The organism is Pseudonocardia sp. OZ21, from assembly GCF_059359135.1.
The window spans coordinates 277,441-294,964 of the sequence record NZ_JCADBN010000006.1 but is presented as its reverse complement, the minus strand read 5'-3'; the positions used below and the strand labels follow the sequence as shown (position 1 = coordinate 294,964).

At 71.6% G+C, this 17,524-nt stretch carries 20 protein-coding genes; 11 read left to right on the top strand and 9 right to left on the bottom strand.

Annotated features, from left to right (window positions below; all coding sequences use genetic code 11):
- Positions 1–55: 55 nt before the first annotated feature.
- From AC5L35_RS17325 to AC5L35_RS17300, 6 genes are all read left to right on the top strand, one after another.
- The gene (locus AC5L35_RS17325; RefSeq protein WP_495060724.1) at positions 56–682 is read left to right on the top strand and encodes a histidine phosphatase family protein; all 627 of its coding nucleotides are present in this window, start codon (positions 56–58) and stop codon (positions 680–682) included.
- Entirely contained in the window at positions 679–1,254 is a 576-nt protein-coding gene (locus AC5L35_RS17320; RefSeq protein WP_495060660.1) for a TlpA family protein disulfide reductase, read from the top strand. Before AC5L35_RS17325 ends, AC5L35_RS17320 begins: the two co-directional genes overlap by 4 nt.
- Positions 1,255–1,362: 108 nt before the next feature.
- The gene (locus AC5L35_RS17315; RefSeq protein ID WP_495060659.1) at positions 1,363–2,139 is read left to right on the top strand and encodes a cytochrome c biogenesis CcdA family protein; all 777 of its coding nucleotides are present in this window, start codon (positions 1,363–1,365) and stop codon (positions 2,137–2,139) included.
- A gap of 2 nt (positions 2,140–2,141) precedes the next feature.
- Positions 2,142–3,800, top strand: a complete 1,659-nt coding sequence (gene resB / locus AC5L35_RS17310) for a cytochrome c biogenesis protein ResB (RefSeq protein ID WP_495060658.1) — start codon at positions 2,142–2,144, stop codon at positions 3,798–3,800.
- Complete coding sequence (gene ccsB / locus AC5L35_RS17305) at positions 3,800–4,732, top strand: c-type cytochrome biogenesis protein CcsB (RefSeq protein ID WP_495060657.1); 933 nt, start codon at positions 3,800–3,802, stop codon at positions 4,730–4,732. Before resB ends, ccsB begins: the two co-directional genes overlap by 1 nt.
- 107 nt (positions 4,733–4,839) lie before the next feature.
- Positions 4,840–6,222 (top strand): MinD/ParA family ATP-binding protein, encoded by a 1,383-nt coding sequence (locus AC5L35_RS17300; protein WP_495060656.1) that lies wholly within the window; start codon positions 4,840–4,842, stop codon positions 6,220–6,222.
- A gap of 147 nt (positions 6,223–6,369) precedes the next feature.
- Here the strand turns inward: AC5L35_RS17300 and AC5L35_RS17295 are convergent, their stop codons facing one another.
- Both AC5L35_RS17295 and AC5L35_RS17290 read right to left on the bottom strand, forming a co-directional pair.
- Positions 6,370–6,582 carry a hypothetical protein gene (locus AC5L35_RS17295; RefSeq protein WP_495060655.1) on the bottom strand — a complete coding sequence of 71 codons (213 nt, stop codon included), beginning with the start codon at positions 6,580–6,582 and terminating at the stop codon, positions 6,370–6,372.
- A 102-nt stretch (positions 6,583–6,684) separates the two neighbouring features.
- Positions 6,685–6,912 carry a BldC family transcriptional regulator gene (locus AC5L35_RS17290; RefSeq protein ID WP_495060654.1) on the bottom strand — a complete coding sequence of 76 codons (228 nt, stop codon included), beginning with the start codon at positions 6,910–6,912 and terminating at the stop codon, positions 6,685–6,687.
- A 158-nt stretch (positions 6,913–7,070) separates the two neighbouring features.
- On the opposite strand from AC5L35_RS17290, the gene AC5L35_RS17285 reads away from it, so the two are divergent.
- Positions 7,071–7,415 carry a DUF4229 domain-containing protein gene (locus tag AC5L35_RS17285; RefSeq protein ID WP_495060653.1) on the top strand — a complete coding sequence of 115 codons (345 nt, stop codon included), beginning with the start codon at positions 7,071–7,073 and terminating at the stop codon, positions 7,413–7,415.
- Here AC5L35_RS17285 and AC5L35_RS17280 read toward each other — a convergent pair.
- From AC5L35_RS17280 to AC5L35_RS17250, 7 genes are all read right to left on the bottom strand, one after another.
- Positions 7,371–8,252, bottom strand: a complete 882-nt coding sequence (locus AC5L35_RS17280; RefSeq protein ID WP_495060652.1) for a 1,4-dihydroxy-2-naphthoate polyprenyltransferase — start codon at positions 8,250–8,252, stop codon at positions 7,371–7,373. The genes AC5L35_RS17285 and AC5L35_RS17280 overlap by 45 nt on opposite strands.
- Before the next feature lie 10 nt (positions 8,253–8,262).
- Positions 8,263–9,525: a DUF8814 domain-containing protein gene (locus AC5L35_RS17275; protein ID WP_495060651.1), complete on the bottom strand. Its 1,263-nt coding sequence runs from the start codon at positions 9,523–9,525 to the stop codon at positions 8,263–8,265.
- Positions 9,526–9,639: 114 nt separating this feature from the next.
- The gene (gene menE, locus AC5L35_RS17270; protein ID WP_495060723.1) at positions 9,640–10,788 is read right to left on the bottom strand and encodes an o-succinylbenzoate--CoA ligase; all 1,149 of its coding nucleotides are present in this window, start codon (positions 10,786–10,788) and stop codon (positions 9,640–9,642) included.
- Between the two features lie 58 nt (positions 10,789–10,846).
- Positions 10,847–11,770 carry a 1,4-dihydroxy-2-naphthoyl-CoA synthase gene (locus AC5L35_RS17265; protein ID WP_495060650.1) on the bottom strand — a complete coding sequence of 308 codons (924 nt, stop codon included), beginning with the start codon at positions 11,768–11,770 and terminating at the stop codon, positions 10,847–10,849.
- A 22-nt stretch (positions 11,771–11,792) separates the two neighbouring features.
- Positions 11,793–12,356, bottom strand: coding sequence for a DUF1360 domain-containing protein (locus tag AC5L35_RS17260; RefSeq protein ID WP_495060649.1), 564 nt, complete (start codon positions 12,354–12,356; stop codon positions 11,793–11,795).
- Between the two features lie 101 nt (positions 12,357–12,457).
- Positions 12,458–13,711 carry a PP2C family protein-serine/threonine phosphatase gene (locus AC5L35_RS17255; protein WP_495060648.1) on the bottom strand — a complete coding sequence of 418 codons (1,254 nt, stop codon included), beginning with the start codon at positions 13,709–13,711 and terminating at the stop codon, positions 12,458–12,460.
- 59 nt (positions 13,712–13,770) lie between these two features.
- Positions 13,771–13,977, bottom strand: a complete 207-nt coding sequence (locus AC5L35_RS17250) for a DUF4177 domain-containing protein (protein WP_495060647.1) — start codon at positions 13,975–13,977, stop codon at positions 13,771–13,773.
- Between the two features lie 101 nt (positions 13,978–14,078).
- Between AC5L35_RS17250 and AC5L35_RS17245 the strand changes: the two genes are divergently transcribed.
- From AC5L35_RS17245 to AC5L35_RS17230, 4 genes are all read left to right on the top strand, one after another.
- Entirely contained in the window at positions 14,079–14,780 is a 702-nt protein-coding gene (locus AC5L35_RS17245) for a GntR family transcriptional regulator (protein ID WP_495060646.1), read from the top strand.
- 114 nt (positions 14,781–14,894) lie between these two features.
- A complete protein-coding gene (locus AC5L35_RS17240) occupies positions 14,895–15,707 on the top strand; it encodes an N-acyl homoserine lactonase family protein (RefSeq protein WP_495060645.1) in 813 nt (270 codons plus the stop codon).
- Complete coding sequence (locus AC5L35_RS17235) at positions 15,704–16,996, top strand: hydroxyacid-oxoacid transhydrogenase (protein WP_495060644.1); 1,293 nt, start codon at positions 15,704–15,706, stop codon at positions 16,994–16,996. The genes AC5L35_RS17240 and AC5L35_RS17235 overlap by 4 nt, the downstream gene beginning before the upstream one ends.
- A 44-nt stretch (positions 16,997–17,040) precedes the next feature.
- The gene (locus AC5L35_RS17230; RefSeq protein ID WP_495060643.1) at positions 17,041–17,523 is read left to right on the top strand and encodes an FmdB family zinc ribbon protein; all 483 of its coding nucleotides are present in this window, start codon (positions 17,041–17,043) and stop codon (positions 17,521–17,523) included.
- Position 17,524 lies beyond the last annotated feature (1 nt).

Below are 17,524 nucleotides of genomic sequence, written 5' to 3'. Positions count from 1 at the left end.
ATCTCGGCTGCGGGGCCGCGCCCCGGTCGGCGGCGGGGGCAGGCGCGTGAACGACGTGCGGACGGTGGTGCATCTGCTGCGCCACGGCGAGGTACACAACCCGGGCGGGATCCTCTACGGCAGGCTGCCCGGGTTCCACCTCTCCGAGCACGGGCGCAACCAGGCCGAGATCGTGGCGAAGGCGCTGACCGACGCCGACATCACCGCCCTGTACGCCTCTCCGCTGCAGCGCGCGCAGGAGACCGCAGGGCCGGTCGCGGCCTCTCACGGTCTGCAGATCGTCACGGAGGACGGGCTCATCGAGGCGGGCAACCGGTTCGAGGGCAAGACGGTCTCGGTCGGTGGCGGCGCCCTGCGTGTCCCGCGGTACTGGCCGCTGCTGCGCGACCCGTTCACGCCGTCATGGGGCGAGCCGTACCTGCAGATCGCGCACCGGATGCTCGCCGCCGTACACCGCGCACGGGCGGCTGCGGAGGGGCACGAGGCGCTGTGCGTCTCCCACCAGCTCCCGATCTGGACCCTGCGCCGGTTCGTCACCGGTCAGCGCCTGTGGCACGACCCCCGCAGGCGCCAGTGCTCGCTCGCGTCGCTGACGTCGCTGGTGTTCACCGGCACCGAGCTGACCCAGCTGCGCTACAGCGAGCCGGCCGGTGGCAGCGAGCCAGGGCAGACCGGCGCATGAGACGGCTCTGGATCGCGGTCGGCGTCGCGCTGTTGCTGCTGCTCGCAGGCTGTGCCGGCACCAAGGACGCGGTGGCCCAGACCGGGAACTTCGAGTTCGTGGCGCCCGGCGGCCAGACCACGATCTTCTACGACCCGCCGGCGAGCCGCGGCAAGGCACCCGGCATCAGCGGGGACAGCCTGCTGCACGAGGGCACCACGGTCGGGCTGGACGACTACGCCGGGAAGGTCGTGGTCCTCAACATCTGGGGTTCCTGGTGCGGCCCGTGCCGCGCGGAGATGCCGCAGCTGCAGTCCGTGCAGGAACAGACCGGAGCGGCCGTGCTCGGCATCGACGTGCGGGACGATCGCGAAGCCGCCACCGACTTCGTGCGCGACCGGAGTGTCACCTTCGACTCGATCTTCGACGCTCCCGGCCGCACCCTGGCGGCGCTGCGCGGCTACCCCCGTAACACCGTGCCGTCCACGCTGGTGCTCGACCGGCAGCACCGGGTGGCGGCCGTGTACCTGACGACGGTGCGGGTGAGCGAGCTGGCGCCGGTGATCCAGCGTCTGCAGGCGGAGCCCGCCTGACCTGCGCGGGGCTCCGGTTGGGCCGACCGGTCTGAATCATGGCATTTCACTACACGTTGTAGAACCCGGTGCGCGGGATGCGACGGGCCGGGCTTACTCTCGTCGTTGATGGACCCCACGACCACTCTCGCGGTCTCCGGCCCGCTGCTGCTCGCAGTCGCGGTCGCCGTGCTGGCAGGTGCCGTGAGCTTCGCGTCCCCGTGCGTGGTCCCGCTCGTCCCCGGTTACCTCGCGTACCTCGCGGGGCTGGTCGGCGCCGACGCCCCGCCTGCCACGCTCGCCGAGGTCCGGCAGCAGCGGGCAGGCCGGTGGCGCGTCGCCGGGGCGGCGGCGCTCTTCGTGGCCGGGTTCACGGTCGTCTTCGGCGTCATCCTGGTGGGCGTCGTCTGGCTCTCCGACGCGCTGGTGGACAACGAGGCGCTGCTGCAGCGGGTGGGCGGCGTCGTCATGATCGTGATGGGCCTGGCGTTCGTCGGGCTCATCCCCGTGCTGCAGAACGAGCGGCGCGTGCACTGGGTGCCGCGCGCCGGGGTGTGGGGCGCGCCGCTGCTGGGCGCGGTGTTCGGCCTGGGCTGGGTCCCGTGCATCGGGCCGACGCTCGCCGGTGTCGTCGCGGTGGCGGCGGGCACGGGTGGAGGTTCGCTGCGCGGCGTGGTGCTCACGCTGGCCTACTGCGCCGGGCTCGGGCTGCCGTTCGTGCTGATCGCACTGGGTGCGGCCAGGGCCGTCCGGGCGCTCGGCTGGCTGCGCAGGCACACCCGCGCGATCCAGGTCGCGGGCGGGGCGCTCATGGTGGCCGTCGGGGTCCTGCTCGTCAGCGGGCTCTGGGCCGGGCTGCTGGCCGAACTGCAGACGTCCGTCGCCGGCTTCACCCCGGTGCTCTGACGATGGCGTCCACGGAGCTGGCGACCCGCCCACCGGAGTCGGGCGACCCGCGCCCGAAAGGCGGGCGGCTCGCGATACCGCGGAACGCATGGCGCGCGCTCACGTCGATGCGGACGGCACTCATCCTGCTGTTCCTGCTGGCCCTGGCCGCGATGCCGGGCGCGCTCCTGCCGCAGCGCTCGCTCAACCAGCAACTCGTCGACCAGTACTTCACCGACCACCCGAGCATCGCTCCGCTGCTCTCCCACCTCGGCTTCTTCGACGTCTTCGCGGCCCCGTGGTTCGCGGCGATCTACCTGCTGCTGATGGTGTCGCTGGTGGGATGCGTGCTCCCGCGCACGATCGAGCACGCGAAGACGATGCGTGCCGCGCCGGTGGCGACCCCGCGCAACCTGGCCAGGCTGCCGCACCACGGCAGCGCCACCCTCGACCTGGGCCCCGAGGAGGCGGCGGAGCGGATCCGCCACCGGCTGCGCGGCTGGCGGAAGCTGGAGACGACCACCGGTTCCGGACGCACGATCTCCGCGGAGAAGGGCTACCTGCGCGAGTTCGGCAACCTGCTGTTCCACCTCAGCCTCATCGGGCTGCTCGTCGGGTTCGGTGCCGGGAAGCTGTACGGCTACGGCGGCCAGGTCATCGTGCTGGCCGACGGCGGGCAGTTCTGCAACACCGGCATCCTCGGCTACGACTCCTTCCAGGCCGGGCTGCGTGTGGACGGCACGAACCTCCAGCCGTTCTGCGTGCGGGTGAACGACTTCGAGGCCACCTACCTGCCCGACGGCCAGCCCGAGAGCTACCACGCCTCCATCGGCTACCAGACGACGGACGACCTCAACGCGGGCCGGGTGGACCAGTGGCGCCCGTACCCGCTGGAGGTCAACAGCCCGCTGCGCCTCGACGGCAGCCGCGTCTACCTGATCAACCACGGCTACGCGCCGCGGTTCACCGTGACGTTCCCGGACGGGCAGAAGCGCACCGGCGAGATCCAGTGGCAGCCCGTCGACGCGACGACGTACCTCTCGCAGGGCGCCACCAAGTTCGAGCCGCCCGGCGTCACCGACGAGCAGAAGCGCCGCACCAGCCAGCTGGCGATCACGGGGCTGCTGGCCCCCACGAGCTCCGGTGGCCAGGTCGTGACCTCGGTGTTCCCGGCCTTGCGTGACCCGGAGGTGGCGGTCGACGTACTCCGCGGCGACCTCGGGCTCGACGACGGCCGCGGCCAGTCGATCTTCGAGGTCGACCAGAGCAAGATCGACTCGGGTCAGCTGAAGCAGGTCGCGCGCGCCAACCTCGTCCCCGGTCAGTCCATCACTCTCGACGACGGGACGATCGTCACGTTCGACGACGTGCGGCAGTGGGTCGCGCTGCAGATCAGCCACGACCCCGGGCAGGACACCGTGCTCGTGTTCGCCGTGCTCATGCTCGTCGGGCTGGGGTTGTCGCTGAGCATCCGGAGGCGCCGCTTCTGGGCGAGGCTCACCCCCACCGGGGACGGCACCCGTACCGTCGTGGAGATCGGCGGTCTGGCGCGCACCGACCGGGCGGGTTACGGCGAGGAGTTCGACCGGCTACGGGCGGACCTCCTGGACGCTCCCCACACCGGCGCAGAAGTCGACGGTTCCGGGGCCGACGGCCCCAACACGGCAGCGAAGGACGTCTGATGCTCACCGAGTTCGCCCTCTACAGCGACCGCCTCTTCATGGCGGCCGTCGGCGTCTACGTGCTCGCGATGGTCCTGCACGGCGCCGAGTACGCCGTCGAGCGGTCCGCCAAGGCCGTGCTCGTCGGCGCCGGCGGCCCTGCCGTCGAGACCGATGCGCCACCACCCCCGCGCGATGGGTCCGTGCCCAACCGGGTCGACCGCTACGGCCGGATGGGCGTGTCGCTGGTCGTGCTCGGGGCGGTGCTGCAGGCCGCGTCGATCGTGCTGCGCGGTCTCGCCGCTCAGCGCTGGCCACTGGGCAACATGTACGAGTTCACCTCGGCCATCTGCCTGGCGGCCGTGGTCGCGTGGCTCGTGGTGCTCCGGCGGTCGCCCGCGTCGCGGTCGATGGGGCTGTTCGTGCTGCTGCCGGTGGTCATCCTGCTGTTCCTCGGCGGCACGGTGCTCTACGCGCCTGCCGCACCGGTGATGCCCGCACTGCAGTCGTACTGGCTCGTGGTGCACGTCACGACGGTCAGCATCGCGTCGGGTCTCCTGATGGTTCCCGGCGTGGCGAGCCTCCTGTACCTGCTGCGCCGTTCGGGGAAGCTGGCGGGCTTCGCGGAGCGGCTGCCGAGCGCCGATGCCCTCGATCGGCTCGCCTACCGCATCACCATCATCGCGTTCCCGCTCTACACGTTCGCCATCATGGCCGGCGCGATCTGGGCCGAGGCCGCGTGGGGACGGTTCTGGGGCTGGGACCCGAAGGAGACCGTCGCGTTCGTCGCGTGGGTCATCTACGCCGCCTACCTCCACGCCCGCGCCACGGCAGGCTGGCGCAGCGGGCCGGCCGCGTGGGTCAACGTCGCCGGTTTCGCCGCGGTGATCTTCAACCTGTTCTTCATCAACATGGTCGTCTCCGGTCTGCACTCCTACGCGGGACTCGGCTGATCGGGCGTGCGACACGCGGCACCCGTCCGCGTCTCGACCATGCCGTGCCGTACGACTACCGTCGGCATTCGTGCAGGTGATCTACGGTGCGCACGACGGGGAGCCCGATGACGGAGCGTGATCCCGGGGACGACCGGGACTACCCGGACGGCTCAGTGGGTCGCTACGTCCGGGAACGGTGGGGCACCCTGCCCAGCCGGCCTTCCCAGCCGGACGCCCCGTCGTCGTCCGCCCCGGAGCCCGAGCCCGCCCCGCTCCCGCCACTCACCCCTCCCGGAGGCTCCGGCGGTGTCGCGCCCCCGGGGCCGGCCGGTACCGCAGGCCAGGGGGGCGGGAACCCGACGGCGCGTTCCGGCCCTGCCGGGGTCCCGCCGCAGCCGCCGTTCCCGCGGCAGCCGCCGCTTCCACCGGGGCGCCCGGTCGCGCCGATGCCACCCCCGCCGGTTCGCCCCGCCGGCCCCGACCCGATGGGCGGCCCGACCCCGCCGCGCGGTACCGCCCGGTGGACCGATCCGGGAGCCGTGGCGGCGCAGGAGGCCCAGCAGGCCCGCAGCGGCTCGGACCGGCAGGCGACGGACCTGTCCTCGGCCCGTCTGCTGCGTCCCGCCCCACGGCCACCCCAGTCCGGCTGGCGCCGGCTGGTGTTCACCTTGACCGGCGGTGCGGTCAACCCGGGGGAGAGCCCAGCCGACATCCGGCGCCGGGAGCTCACCGCGCGCGTGAACAAACCACTGCTGGGTTGCTACAAGATCGCGATGCTCAGCCTGAAGGGCGGGGTCGGCAAGACCACGGTGACGGCGACGCTCGGCGCGACCTTCGCCTCGCACCGCGGCGACCGCGTGGTGGCCGTCGACGCCAACCCCGACCGAGGCACGCTCAGCCAGAAGATCCCGCTCGAGACCAGCGCCACGGTGCGCCACCTGCTGCGCGACGCGCAGCGGGTGCGCCGCTACACGGATGTGCGCGCCTACACCTCGCAGGGGCCGTCCCGGCTGGAGGTGCTCGCGAGCGAGCAGGACCCAGCCGTGTCGGAGGCCTTCAGCGAGGAGGACTACCGGCGCACGGTCACCCTGCTCGAGCACTTCTACAACATCGTGCTCACCGACTGCGGCACCGGCCTGATGCACTCCGCCATGTACGGCGTGCTCGGCGTGGCCGACCAGCTGATCATCGTGTCATCGGGATCGATCGACGGGGCGCGCAGCGCGTCGGCCACGATGGACTGGCTGGACGCTCACGGGCACGGCGACCTGGTGCGCAACTCGGTGGCGGTGCTCAACTGCGTGCACCGGTCGTCGGGCGGGGTGGATCTGGACCGGGTGGCCGAGCACTTCGCGGCGCGCTGCCGGGCGGTGGTGCGGATTCCGTTCGACGCTCACCTCGAGGAGGGCGCCGAGGTCGACCTGGATCGCCTGGAGCCCGCCACGCAGCTTGCGCTGCTGGAACTGGCTGCCGCGGTGGCCGACGCCTTCGAGGGCGTGGTGGTCTGACGGCGGTGCGGTGAACAACCGCCACGACCGATCCTCCGGCAGGCCCTGCTGAACGAGGCTCTGCTGGGTGGACGGGGTGTGACCTGCTGACCTGCTGATGCGATGGGCCGGAGCCCCCCCGGTCCGTTGGGACCGGGGGCGGCCGGCTCAGGCGCCGGGAGGATCGTCCCGTCGCCGTACTTTCTCGTCGAGCTGACGCAGGAAGTCGGGGTCGTCGTCCGGACCACTGACCCGCGGCCTGCTGGATCCGGTGGTGGGCCGACGAGGCGGCTGCGGAACCTGCGGACCGCCGCTGCTCATCGCCTTCCACAGCACCAGAGCGATGATCGCGGCGCCGACGAACGCGATGAGGAACAACACTCCAACCACCTCCGTCGTCGAGGTTAGCGGAGGCCGGGCGCGAGGGTGGTGAAGAGTCGGCCCGTTGTCCGCTCCGTCACGAGCAGCGCTGCGACCAGGCTCTCAGGGACGCGACGGCGGTAACGTGGCTTCGCTGGTGAGGTCGGCCAGCATGCTCCGCACCTCCGACTCCCGGAAGCGGCGGTGCCCACCGGGGGTACGGATCGATCCGATCCGGCCGGCGGACGCCCAACGCGTCACGGTCTTGGGGTCGACGCGGAAGAGAGCAGCCACCTCGCCCGGGGTGAGCAGGCGCTCGCTGCTGCTGGCCTGAGTAGTCGTGATTGTCATGTGGACCTCCAGAGCCGTGGGGCGTTTCCGGGCCATCGTGACACCTGGGACCCCACGTACTCGAACGGTTGTCCGGAGGTAAAGGGCTCTTCAAGGACGAACCGGACACGAAACGGACACTGCAGAAGAGGCATCGACGGCGGCCGTAGGCTCGGGACATGACCTCGCCCACCGGACGCCCTGCCGCGGGACAGCGGCCGGGCCTTGCTGCCACCGTAGGGCTTTATGTGCTCGCACGGCTCGCTGTGGTCGCCGTTGTCACCGTACTCATGCTGCTGGCCGGCACACCGTTCCTCATCGCGCTTCTGGTCGGCCTGATCGTGGCGCTGCCCCTGTCGATGGTGTTGTTCCGCGGGCTGCGCGGCCGCCTCGACGCTGCGCTCTCGGAGAGCAGAAACCGCAGGTCGCAGGAGCGGGAGGCGCTACGGGCCCGGTTGCGCGGTGAGGGTGTGGCGAACTCAGACGATCTGTCCGAGCGCAAGCCCGACAGCAGTGAGAGCTGACCAGACCAGCAGCAGCACGCTCGTCTGGGCAAGCACCCGGATCAGCTTCCGGCCGTCGGCCCCGCCGAGCACCTGGCGGGTCAGTGCGACCGCGAGAGGCAGTGCGAGCAGGCCGAACAGCATGGGCCAGCTCCGCAGCCCTGCCAGCGCCGACAGGAGCAACGGCACCGTCACCAGTGCCACGTAGAGGCGCCGGGTGTCGGTGTCGCCGAGCACCACGGCGAGTGTGCGCTTGCCCACTACGGTGTCCGACGGGATGTCGCGCAGGTTGTTGGCCACGAGCACCGCGGTTGTGATCAACCCCACTCCGACGGCGGTGACCACGGCGAGCGCGGTGGGTGGACCGCTCTGCGTGATCACCGTGCCCAGCACCCCGATGAGGCCGAAGAACACGAATACCGCGACCTCGCCGAGCCCGGAGTACCCGTAGGGCCGCTTCCCGCCGGTGTAGAACCAGGCCCCGGCGACGCATGCGGCGCCGACGGCGATCAGCCACCACTGCCTGCTCAGCGACACGAGCGTGAGGCCGGCCAGGCCGGCGATCGAGAAGTTCACGATTGCGACGGCGCGCACCGTCGACGGCTCGGCCACCTTCGACCCCACCAGCCGGAGCGGGCCGACGCGTTCGTCGTCGGTCCCGCGGATGCCGTCGGAGTAGTCGTTGGCGAAGTTCACGCCCACGACCAGGGCAATTGCCACGATCAGGGCCAGCACCGCTCGACCTGGCGCGACGACACCGGCGCCGATCGCCGCTCCGGTGCCGGCCAGTACCGGTGAGATGGCGGTGGGCAGGGTGCGGGGGCGAGCGCCCTCGATCCATTGCGCGATGGTGGCCACGGATCAGACGTTATCCGGCGGTCCACCCCGTGCTGTCCGGCGTGCCGGGGACCGCGGTGGCGCAGCCCGGCGCCGCTCCGAGGTCGGGAACCGCGGACCCTGCCAGGTACTGGCCTGCACCGATCTGCAACCACCGGTCGGCGCCCTCGCCGAGTACGCACTGCACGGGCACCGCGGCCCCCTTCGCGGCGATCCCCACCGGCTCGGCGGCGGGATCGGGCGCCACCAGCACCGGCTGGTCGCCGACGACAGCGGACAGACGCTCGGCGCCCGTCCACAGGTAGTCCACCGTGACCCAGGCGTTGTCGGTCAGTTCGAGCGCGTCCCAGAACAATCCGTCGGCTAAATCGATCCCTGCCGGATTGAGGACCGTGCGGTCGAACTGATCCTTACCTGCGTTGTACCCGTTCTTGTACGCAGCCTGGGATTGGGGGAGTCCCTGCGGGAGATCGCGCCATTCCTGGCGGACGGACGGAGGGTTCCAGTAGTCGTCGCGGGTGTTCCACGGCCCGACATCCCACACGGGTGCGAATGCGCAGCGGCCGTTCGGGGCGCACACCCTGACCGAATAGTCACTGGTGTCCCGGGGAGACAGGCCCCGTCGCGACGGTAGTGCCACGAAGTGGTCGCGCTCGGTGATCACGTGGCCATTGGCCGTGGTGCCTCCGACCAGCCCTTCCCTGGTGGCGAAGACGCGGTAGTGCACCGCGGCCTGCTCTGCGCCGGCCTGGGCGAGCCGTCTGGTGGCGGGCTGGGCGGCGAGCGTGATTCCGCGCACAGTGGGGCCGGATCCCGGCGGTCCCGTGATGACGAGCCTGCCCTGCACCTCCGAAGTGGGTTCGGGCAGTTCCGCGATCATGCCTCCGGCGCGGGGCTCCGCGGGGATCCACTCGGTCCAGCCGCCGGTGGCGGCGCGGCGTCCCCGGACGTCGACGACGGCGTCGCTCCCGGCGGGAACGTCGCCGACGACGGTGGTGACCACGCGGTCGGTCGCGCCCGCGAGGTGCTGGGGCGGGAGGGTGAGCAGCCCTGTCGGCACCGCGGCACCCTGGGCTGCCGCCCCCTCCTCCACGGGCGCGAGGTACGCCCCTGAGCCGTCCAGGCGGACGGAGCCGCCGTCGAGCCGGACGCCGGCTGGTTCGCCCGTGGTGAGGTCGGGGGTCCAGATGGCGAGCACCGCGGGCTGGGCGGTCGCCGGTGGGCTGACGCCCACCGAGAGCGCGCCGACGAGGGCGAGCGATGCGAATGGTGCCGCTGCCGTGCGCAGCCTCATGTCGCCGTCCCCCTGTTACCAGTGCGACTGGTGTGTTTCCTGGGGCGCAGCACATCGGACGGGACGGTAGTGGTCAATCAACGGAGAGTAGGCGCCCCCATGGGGTGACGCGGCTCAGCTCGCCGGGTCGCGCTCCGTCATGAGGAGTTCGGTCACCGCGCGCCGGTCGGGTTTTCCCACCCCGCGCAGCGGGATCTCGGCCACGGTGAGCATCACCCGCGGCACCGCGGCTCGTCCCAGCTTCGTGCGCACGGCGGCACGCAGGCGGCCGGCTCGCACCGCATCGGGCTCGTCCCCGCCGGGTTCCGCGGCCACCGCCGCCGCCACCACCTGGCCCCACTCCGCGTCCGGCAGACCGACGACGCAGGCCGCCCGCACCCCGGCCTGCGCGGCGAGCACACGTTCCACCGCCGCCGGGGCCACGTTCTCGCCACCGGTGATGATCACGTCGTCGGCGCGGCCGAGCACCTCGAGCCGCCCGTCGCGCCACCGGCCGAGGTCGGTGGTGCGGAACCAGCCCTCGTGGAACACGGCCGCGGTCTCGACCGGGTCGCCGAGGTAGCCATCGGCGAGCGTCGGTCCGCCCAGCCGGATCCGGCCACGCTCGTCGAGGTCGACCCGCACGCCGTCCAGCGGGACGCCGTCGTAGACGCAGCCACCGGCCGTCTCGCTCATCCCGTAGGTGGTGACGATCCGCGCGCCCGCCGCGGTGGCGCGCGCGTGCAGTCCCGGACTCAGCGCGGCCCCGCCGACGAGGACCGCGTCGAAGCTGCACAACGCCTCGAGCGCGGCGCCACCGGCGTCCAGCAGCCTGGCGAGCTGCGTGGGGACCAGGCTCGTGCAGCGCCTGCCGCCGGGCAGTCCGGCGGTGGTGGCCGCGAAGTCGTCCGGCCGGAAGCCCTCCCGCAGATCCTGGACGGCCGGGGCCGCTCCGGCGAGCAGCGACCGCAGGACCACCTGCACTCCGGCGATGTGCTCGGCGGGGAGGGCGAGCAACCAGGCCGCCGGGCCACCGAGCCGCTCCATGGTGGCCCGGGCGGACGCGCGCAACGCGGCGGCCGACAGCACCACGAACTTGGGGGCTCCGGTGGAGCCCGACGTCGTGATCACGAGAGCCGCCCCCGGGCCGGGCCGAGCCGCCGGCGTGGTGGACGCGCCGGCCACCCGGGGCAGCAGGGCGGGCCCTCCGTCGAGCGCGTCGCGCAGGGCGTGGACGAGCGCGGCGACCGCGGCAGGAGACCCGTCCACCTCGACGATCCGCAGATCGCTCACCGGGGGAACCCGCCGCCGCGTCGAACCGGACCGCCGAGCGGTTCGTGTGTCAGTAGTGCCACGGGAACGGCGACCAGTCCGGCTCGCGCTTCTGCAGGAACGAGTCCCGTCCCTCCACCGCCTCGTCGGTCATGTAGGCCAGTCGCGTGGCCTCTCCCGCAAACAGCTGCTGGCCGACCAGCCCGTCGTCCTGCAGGTTGAACGCGTACTTCAACATCCGCTGCGCCGTCGGCGACTTGCTGTTGATCTCCCGGGCCCACTCCAGCGCCACCTTCTCCAGCTCGGCGTGCGGCACCACCGCGTTCACCATGCCCATCCGGTGCGCGTCGGCCGCCGAGTACTCCCGCCCGAGGAAGAAGATCTCCCTGGCGAACTTCTGGCCCACCATGCGCGCCAGGTACGCCGAGCCGTACCCGCCGTCGAACGAACCCACGTCGGCGTCGGTCTGCTTGAACCGCGCGTGCTCGGCGCTCGCCAGCGTCAGGTCGGCGACGACGTGCAGCGAGTGCCCTCCGCCCGCTGCCCAGCCGGGCACCACCGCGATCACGACCTTCGGCATGAACCGGATGAGGCGCTGGCACTCCAGGATGTGCAGCCGTCCCGCCCGGGCCGGGTCGACCGTCTCGGCGGTGTCCCCGGAGGCGTACTGGTACCCGGTGCGCCCGCGGATGCGCTGGTCACCGCCGGAGCAGAACGCCCAGCCGCCGTCCTTGGGGGACGGCCCGTTGCCCGTGAGCAGCACGCACCCGACGTCGGGGGTCGTCCGGGCGTGGTCGAGCGCGCGGTAGAGCTCGTCGACCGTGCCGGGGCGGAACGCGTTGCGCACCTCCGGCCGGTCGAACGCGATCCGCACCGTGCCGCCTGCCGGCCCTGCGGCCACGGCCCGGTGGTAGGTGATGTCGGTGAAGTCGAAGCCGTCGACCGCCCGCCAGGCAGCGGGGTCGAACAGATCGGACGGGGCAGCGGTGTCCACGAGCACCGACCCTATGTCCGCACTAGCCCTCGGCCGCCTGCTGGGCCCGCGCGTAGGCGAGGTGCAGGAAGTCCGAACCGGTCAGGGCCGTGAACGTCGCGGCGACCAGCCGGGTGACGCGCGGGGCGAACACGAGTCCGATCGCGAAGCCGGTGGCGATCCAGACGTCGAGGCAGAACGGGCAGGTGATGAGCTCGCCGATCGAGTGCCGCACCCCGGTCGCCGCCCGCACCCCCTCCATCACCTCGGACGGTCCGCCCCTGCCCTCGTAGCGGGTGAAGGGCGCGCGCAGCGGTGCGGTGACCGAGTTCTTGCTGATCGTGCGGGACAGCTTGTGCGTGCCCGCCGCGATCAGCAGCACGTCCCAGGCGCTGACGTCGTCGGGCAGCTTGCGGTGCTTCAGCCGGGCGAGGCCCGCGGCGCCCGCCACCAGGGCGGCGAACACGGCCATCACGAGTACGTAGCCGCCCAGCGGCCGGTCCTCCCCGTTGCGGTAGGCGTCGGCCTCAGCCTTGGCCGCGGCAGCCGCCCCGTTGACGGCAACACCGTTTCCGGCGTGCTGCAGCTTCTCGGCCTGCTCGTGCATCGATGAGGTCCTCTCGGGTCTCGCGGTAGGCCCGCGGCGGGTATTGCAACCGGACCTACCCGGCACGGGCAGCTTCACGCGGGCGGGCGCGAGCGAACCGCCTAGTGGTCCTTTCCGTCTTCCACGGGGCGGGCGAGCAGCCGTTCCGCGGCGCTCCCCGACCACTCGACGAGCATCAGCGTCGCGTCGTCGCGCAACTCGCCCCTGCGGTGCTCGCGCACGGCGTGGGCGAGGCGCCGCAGCGTCTCCGGAGCGGGCAGCTGGGCCGCGGCCGCGTGCTCGGCCAGCTCGACGAGCCGGTCGACGCCGAACTCCTCGCCGTGCTCGTCCCTCGCCTCCACCACACCGTCGGAGTGCAGCAGGATGCGGTCGCCGGGCTCGAGGTACTCCTCGCCCAGCTCGTCGGACTGCGGGAACAGCGACGCCAGCCGGCCGAACGGCATGCGCAGGACCGCGTCGAGCGTGCGCACGGCCTTCCCGCCCCGAAGCAGGACGGGCGGCGGATGCCCGGCGATCAGGTAGCGGAGCCGACCCGACTGCAGATCGAGGCGGGCGAGCACTCCGGTGACGAAGCGGTGGTCGCTGAACTGCTCGGTCAGCGTGGCGTCGATCCGGGCGGCGACGCCGGCGATGTCGTGGCCCTCGCGGCGGGCGGATCGGGATGCGGCGAGAGTGACCGAGGTGGTCAGGCCGGCGTTCAGGTCGTGCCCGGACGAGTCGAAGATCGCGAAGTCCGCGCGGGACGTGCTGATCGCGTAGTCGAACGCGTCGCCGCTGACGTCGTAGGCGGGCTCGAGCACGGCGGCCATCGCCAGGCTCGGGCCGCCCACGGTGAGTGGTGGCAGCAGCTGCCAGAGCAGCTCGCCCGCGACGGACATCGGGCGCGCCCGCCGCGCCACCGCCAGCTCGTCGCCCTGCGTGAACTTGGCGGCCATCAGGTGCGCGATGAGCCCCGCGATGGCCAGGCAGTGCTCGGCGAGCGTCGGGTCCCTGCCGCTCGACTCCTCGTCGTCCGGGTTGGCGGTCAGGACCATCCGGGCCACTCCGAGGCGCTCCGCACCGTCGACCAGCGGGACCCAGAGCACGCGGCGGCCCTCGTCGTCCCGGCCTTCCAGCACCGTCCCGAGCTGGAAGACCCGGCCGGGCAGTGTGCCGTCGATCCACAGGGGGTCGCCTGTCTCGCGCACCGAGCGCAGCTGCATCTGCTCGTGGTCGGCGACGTACAGCTCCGGGATCACCTCCAGCGGCGTGAGCGCGTCCTCCAGCAGATCGACGAGGGTGTCGCCGGAAGCCAGGTGGGCGCCTGCGAGCACGTCGAGCATCGCCTGGTGCCACCTGGCGTCCAACAGTTCCACCGGCCGAACCTATCGTGACGAGGCCCTGCGGCCCACGATCCGGACCGCAACCAGCCTGGTCAGCCGACCGGCCGCTCCAGCGTGACCAGCAGCCCGTCCACCCCGCCCGGGCCGATCCGGCCCTTCACCTCGGTGGAGGTGATGGCCTTGAGCTTCCAGCCCTGTTGCGCCTCGTCGTTGAGGAGCCTCTCCAGCTTGTCGGCGGAGAGCTTCCCGCCGATGAGGCTCTCTCGCAGTTGCAGGACCCGGTATTCGTAGCGCGCCATGGTCAACAGGCTGCCAGGCCGTCCGGCTTCGCGAGCGGGTCCCGGGTGAGGACGGCCACTGGCAGGATCGTCGGCGTGCAGATCCACTCCAGGGGCGCGGTGTGAAGCAGGTCCGCCAGACCGACACCGTCAACGCCCAGGTGCTCGACGCCCTGCGCGCCGCCGTCATCACCGGAGAGCTGCAGCCCGGCACGCTCCACTCGGTGCAGACGCTGGCCACCCAGCTGGGCGTCTCGCGGACGCCCGTCCGGGAGGCGCTGATCAAGCTCGCCCAGCAGGGCATGGTCCGCTTCGAGCGAAACCGCGGGGTGCGCGTGCTGCAGACCACCCTGCACGATCTCGAGGAGGTCTTCGCGCTGCGGTTGCTGCTGGAGGTGCCGGCCACGCGGCGGGCGTGCCGGCAGATCGACGAGGCGGGCCGTCGCGAGCTGCGCAAGGTCTACCAGGCGATGGAGAAGGCCGCGCGGGCCGATGACGAGTACCGGATGTGGGAGCACGACCGCCGGTTCCACATCGTGCTGCTGCAGGCGTCGGGAAACCTGAGGCTCGCCGAGTACGTCGACGGGCTGCGGGACATGGTGCTGCGCCGTGGCGTCTCCACCGCGGGCCTGTCGCGCAGCCTCGACGACATCGTGGCCGAGCACCGCGAGGTGCTCGACCGCGTCGAGTCCGGTGACGGCGACGGGGCGGCCGAGGCGATGCGGGCACACCTGCTGCGCACCGCAGAGCTCCTCATCGCGCAGGAGGCGGGAGCACCACCCGGAAGCGTCGACGTCGACCTGGGATGGACGGGGCGCCCCTGATCCATCGACCAGTCGGAATACGTTGACGCGTTGACGAGTGGCATGCCACATGCCACGGTCGGCCGAGGAACGCGCGGGCGAGCGCGGACCGTCTCGACGTCGAGAGGACCACCGATGGCGACTGTGAACAAGGTGAGCGTGATCCCCTGCGGGGCCATGACCGCGGACCTCACCTGGTTGCTGATCAAGCCAGGTCGTTCCATCAATACCCGGAGCTCCAAGAATTCGCCCGCCCCGTGGGTCGACGTGCCTTCGCACTGCGTGCTGGTGGAGACCGACGAGGGCAAGATCCTCTGGGACACCAGCTGCCCCCGCGACTGGGAGGAGCGCTGGAAGCCGACCGGCCTGCAGGAGTTCTTCCCGTACGACAAGGTCTCGGAGGACGAGTACCTCGACTCGCGGCTGAACCAGATGGGCGTCGGGCTCGACGAGATCGACTACGTCATCCTCTCCCACCTCCATTTCGACCACGCCGGCAACGCGCAGATGTTCAAGAACACCAACGCGAAGCTCGTCTGCCACGAGAAGGAGCGGGACTTCGCCTTCGGGTTCGGCGGCCTGTTCAGCGGCGCCCACCTCAAGACCGACTACGAGGGACTCGACTTCCAGACGGTCTCCGGCGACACGGAGTTCCTCCCCGGCGTCACGCTGCTGGAGACGCCGGGCCACACCGTGGGGTGCATGTCGATGCAGGTCGACCTGCCCGACACCGGCACCATGATCTTCACGTCCGACGCCGTCTACATGGGCGAGAGCTACGGTCCGCCTGCCACGCCGGCGGCGATCGTCAACAACCTGGAGCAGTTCTACGCGTCCGTCGAGAAGCTCCGCGACATCCAGGAGCGGACCGACGCCACCATGGTGTTCGGGCACGACGCGAACCAGATCCACGAACTGCGCTGCGCACCGGAGGGTTCCTACACATGAGCCATCCCGACGTGGACCTCACCGAGGAGACGATCTTCACCTGGGGTGCGCCGCCACTGAAGTTCGGTGCCGGCGCCTCCGACGAGGTCGGGTTCGAGATGTCCGGCTACGGCGTCAAGCGCGTGCTGATCGTCACCGATCCGGGGATCCACGCCCTCGGCGCCCCGCGGCGCATCGCCGACAACCTGCGGCGCTACGACATCGAGTCGGAGATCTTCGACGGCGTGCACGTCGAGCCCACCGACGACTCGATGAACAAGGCCACCGAGTACGCCCGCGTACAGGGCCCGTGGGACGGGTTCGTGGCCGTCGGCGGCGGGTCGGCCATCGACACCGCCAAGGCCATCAACCTGCTCACCAGCTACCCCGGTGAGCTGATGGACTACATCAACAAGCCGATCGGGAACGCGAAGACACCGCCGGGCCAGCTCAAGCCGCTGATCGCCATCCCGACCACGGCGGGCACCGGTTCGGAGTCCACCGCGATGTGCGTGCTGGACATCCTGTCGATGAAGGTCAAGACCGGGATCAGCCACTGGCGGCTGCGTCCCACTCTCGCCGTGATCGACCCGCTGCTGACGATGAGCCTGCCGCCCGAGGTCACCGCCGCGTCCGGCATGGACATCGTGTGTCACGCGGTGGAGAGCTACACCGCCCGCTACTACTCGACGTTCGACCGCAAGAAGCCCGAGGAACGGGTGACGTACTGCGGCTCCAACCCGGTGTCGGACCTGTGGTGCGAGAAGGCGATGAACCTCATCGCGCAGTCGTTCCGCACGGCCGTGCACGAGGGCGACAACCTCGAGGCGCGCTCGAAGATGATGATGGCCGCCACCTTCGCCGGCATGGGCTTCGGCAACTCCGGGGTGCACATCCCGCACGCCAACGCCTATCCGATCGCCGGGATGGTGAAGGACTACCACCCCAGGGGCTACCCGGAGGAGGAGCCGATGGTCCCGCACGGGCAGTCGGTGTCGCTCACCGCGCCCGAGGCGTTCCGGTTCTCCTTCGAGAGCGCCCCCGAACGGCACCTGCGGGCGGCGGAGCTGATGGACCCGCGTGCCGACAAGCTGAACGACGCGCGCGAGCAGTTGCCGTCGGTGCTCATCTCGCTGATGCGCGACATCGACATCCCCAACGGGATCGGCGGGGTCGGCTACACCGAGGCCGACGTGCCCGACCTCGTGCCGGGCACCATGAAGCAGCAGCGGCTGCTGGCCACGTGCCCGAAGACCCCGACCGAGGACGACATCGCCGACATCCTCACGAAGTCGGTCCAGAACTGGTGACGGCAGCGGCGGGGCACGCCCCGCCGCTCCGGCCGGAGGGGCACATGCCGATCTACGTTTTCAAGTGCGAGTGCGGGCTGCGTTTCGAGCACCTCACCTCGTTCGACACGGCCGCACCCGGCTGCCCGTCGTGCGGCGGGGAGACCCGCAAGATCCCCGCGGGGTTCAGCCTGGGCGGCCGCGCAGACGCGGGGCTGTCCAAGGAGCAGATGCCCCAGACCTGGCGTGGCACCTACGACGGGAGCCGTGAGTACGTCACGGGGCTGCGCAGGCAGTGGGACCGTCGCCAGCGGCTCGAGGCGAAGCACCCCGAGCTGGCGGGCGACCAGCGTCCGATCATCGCCCACGAGGGCCGATACCACGACGCGCCGCTCAGAGCCGGTGACCCGATCGTCGGCGGCGCCGCAGGTCACGGACATGGGCACGGACATGGGCACGGGCACGCCGACCCGCCTGCCGCCCCGCCCGCTGCGGCGAAGCCCACGTCCGGTTCGGCGGGTCCGTCCACGCCGAGCACCTCGGACTGAG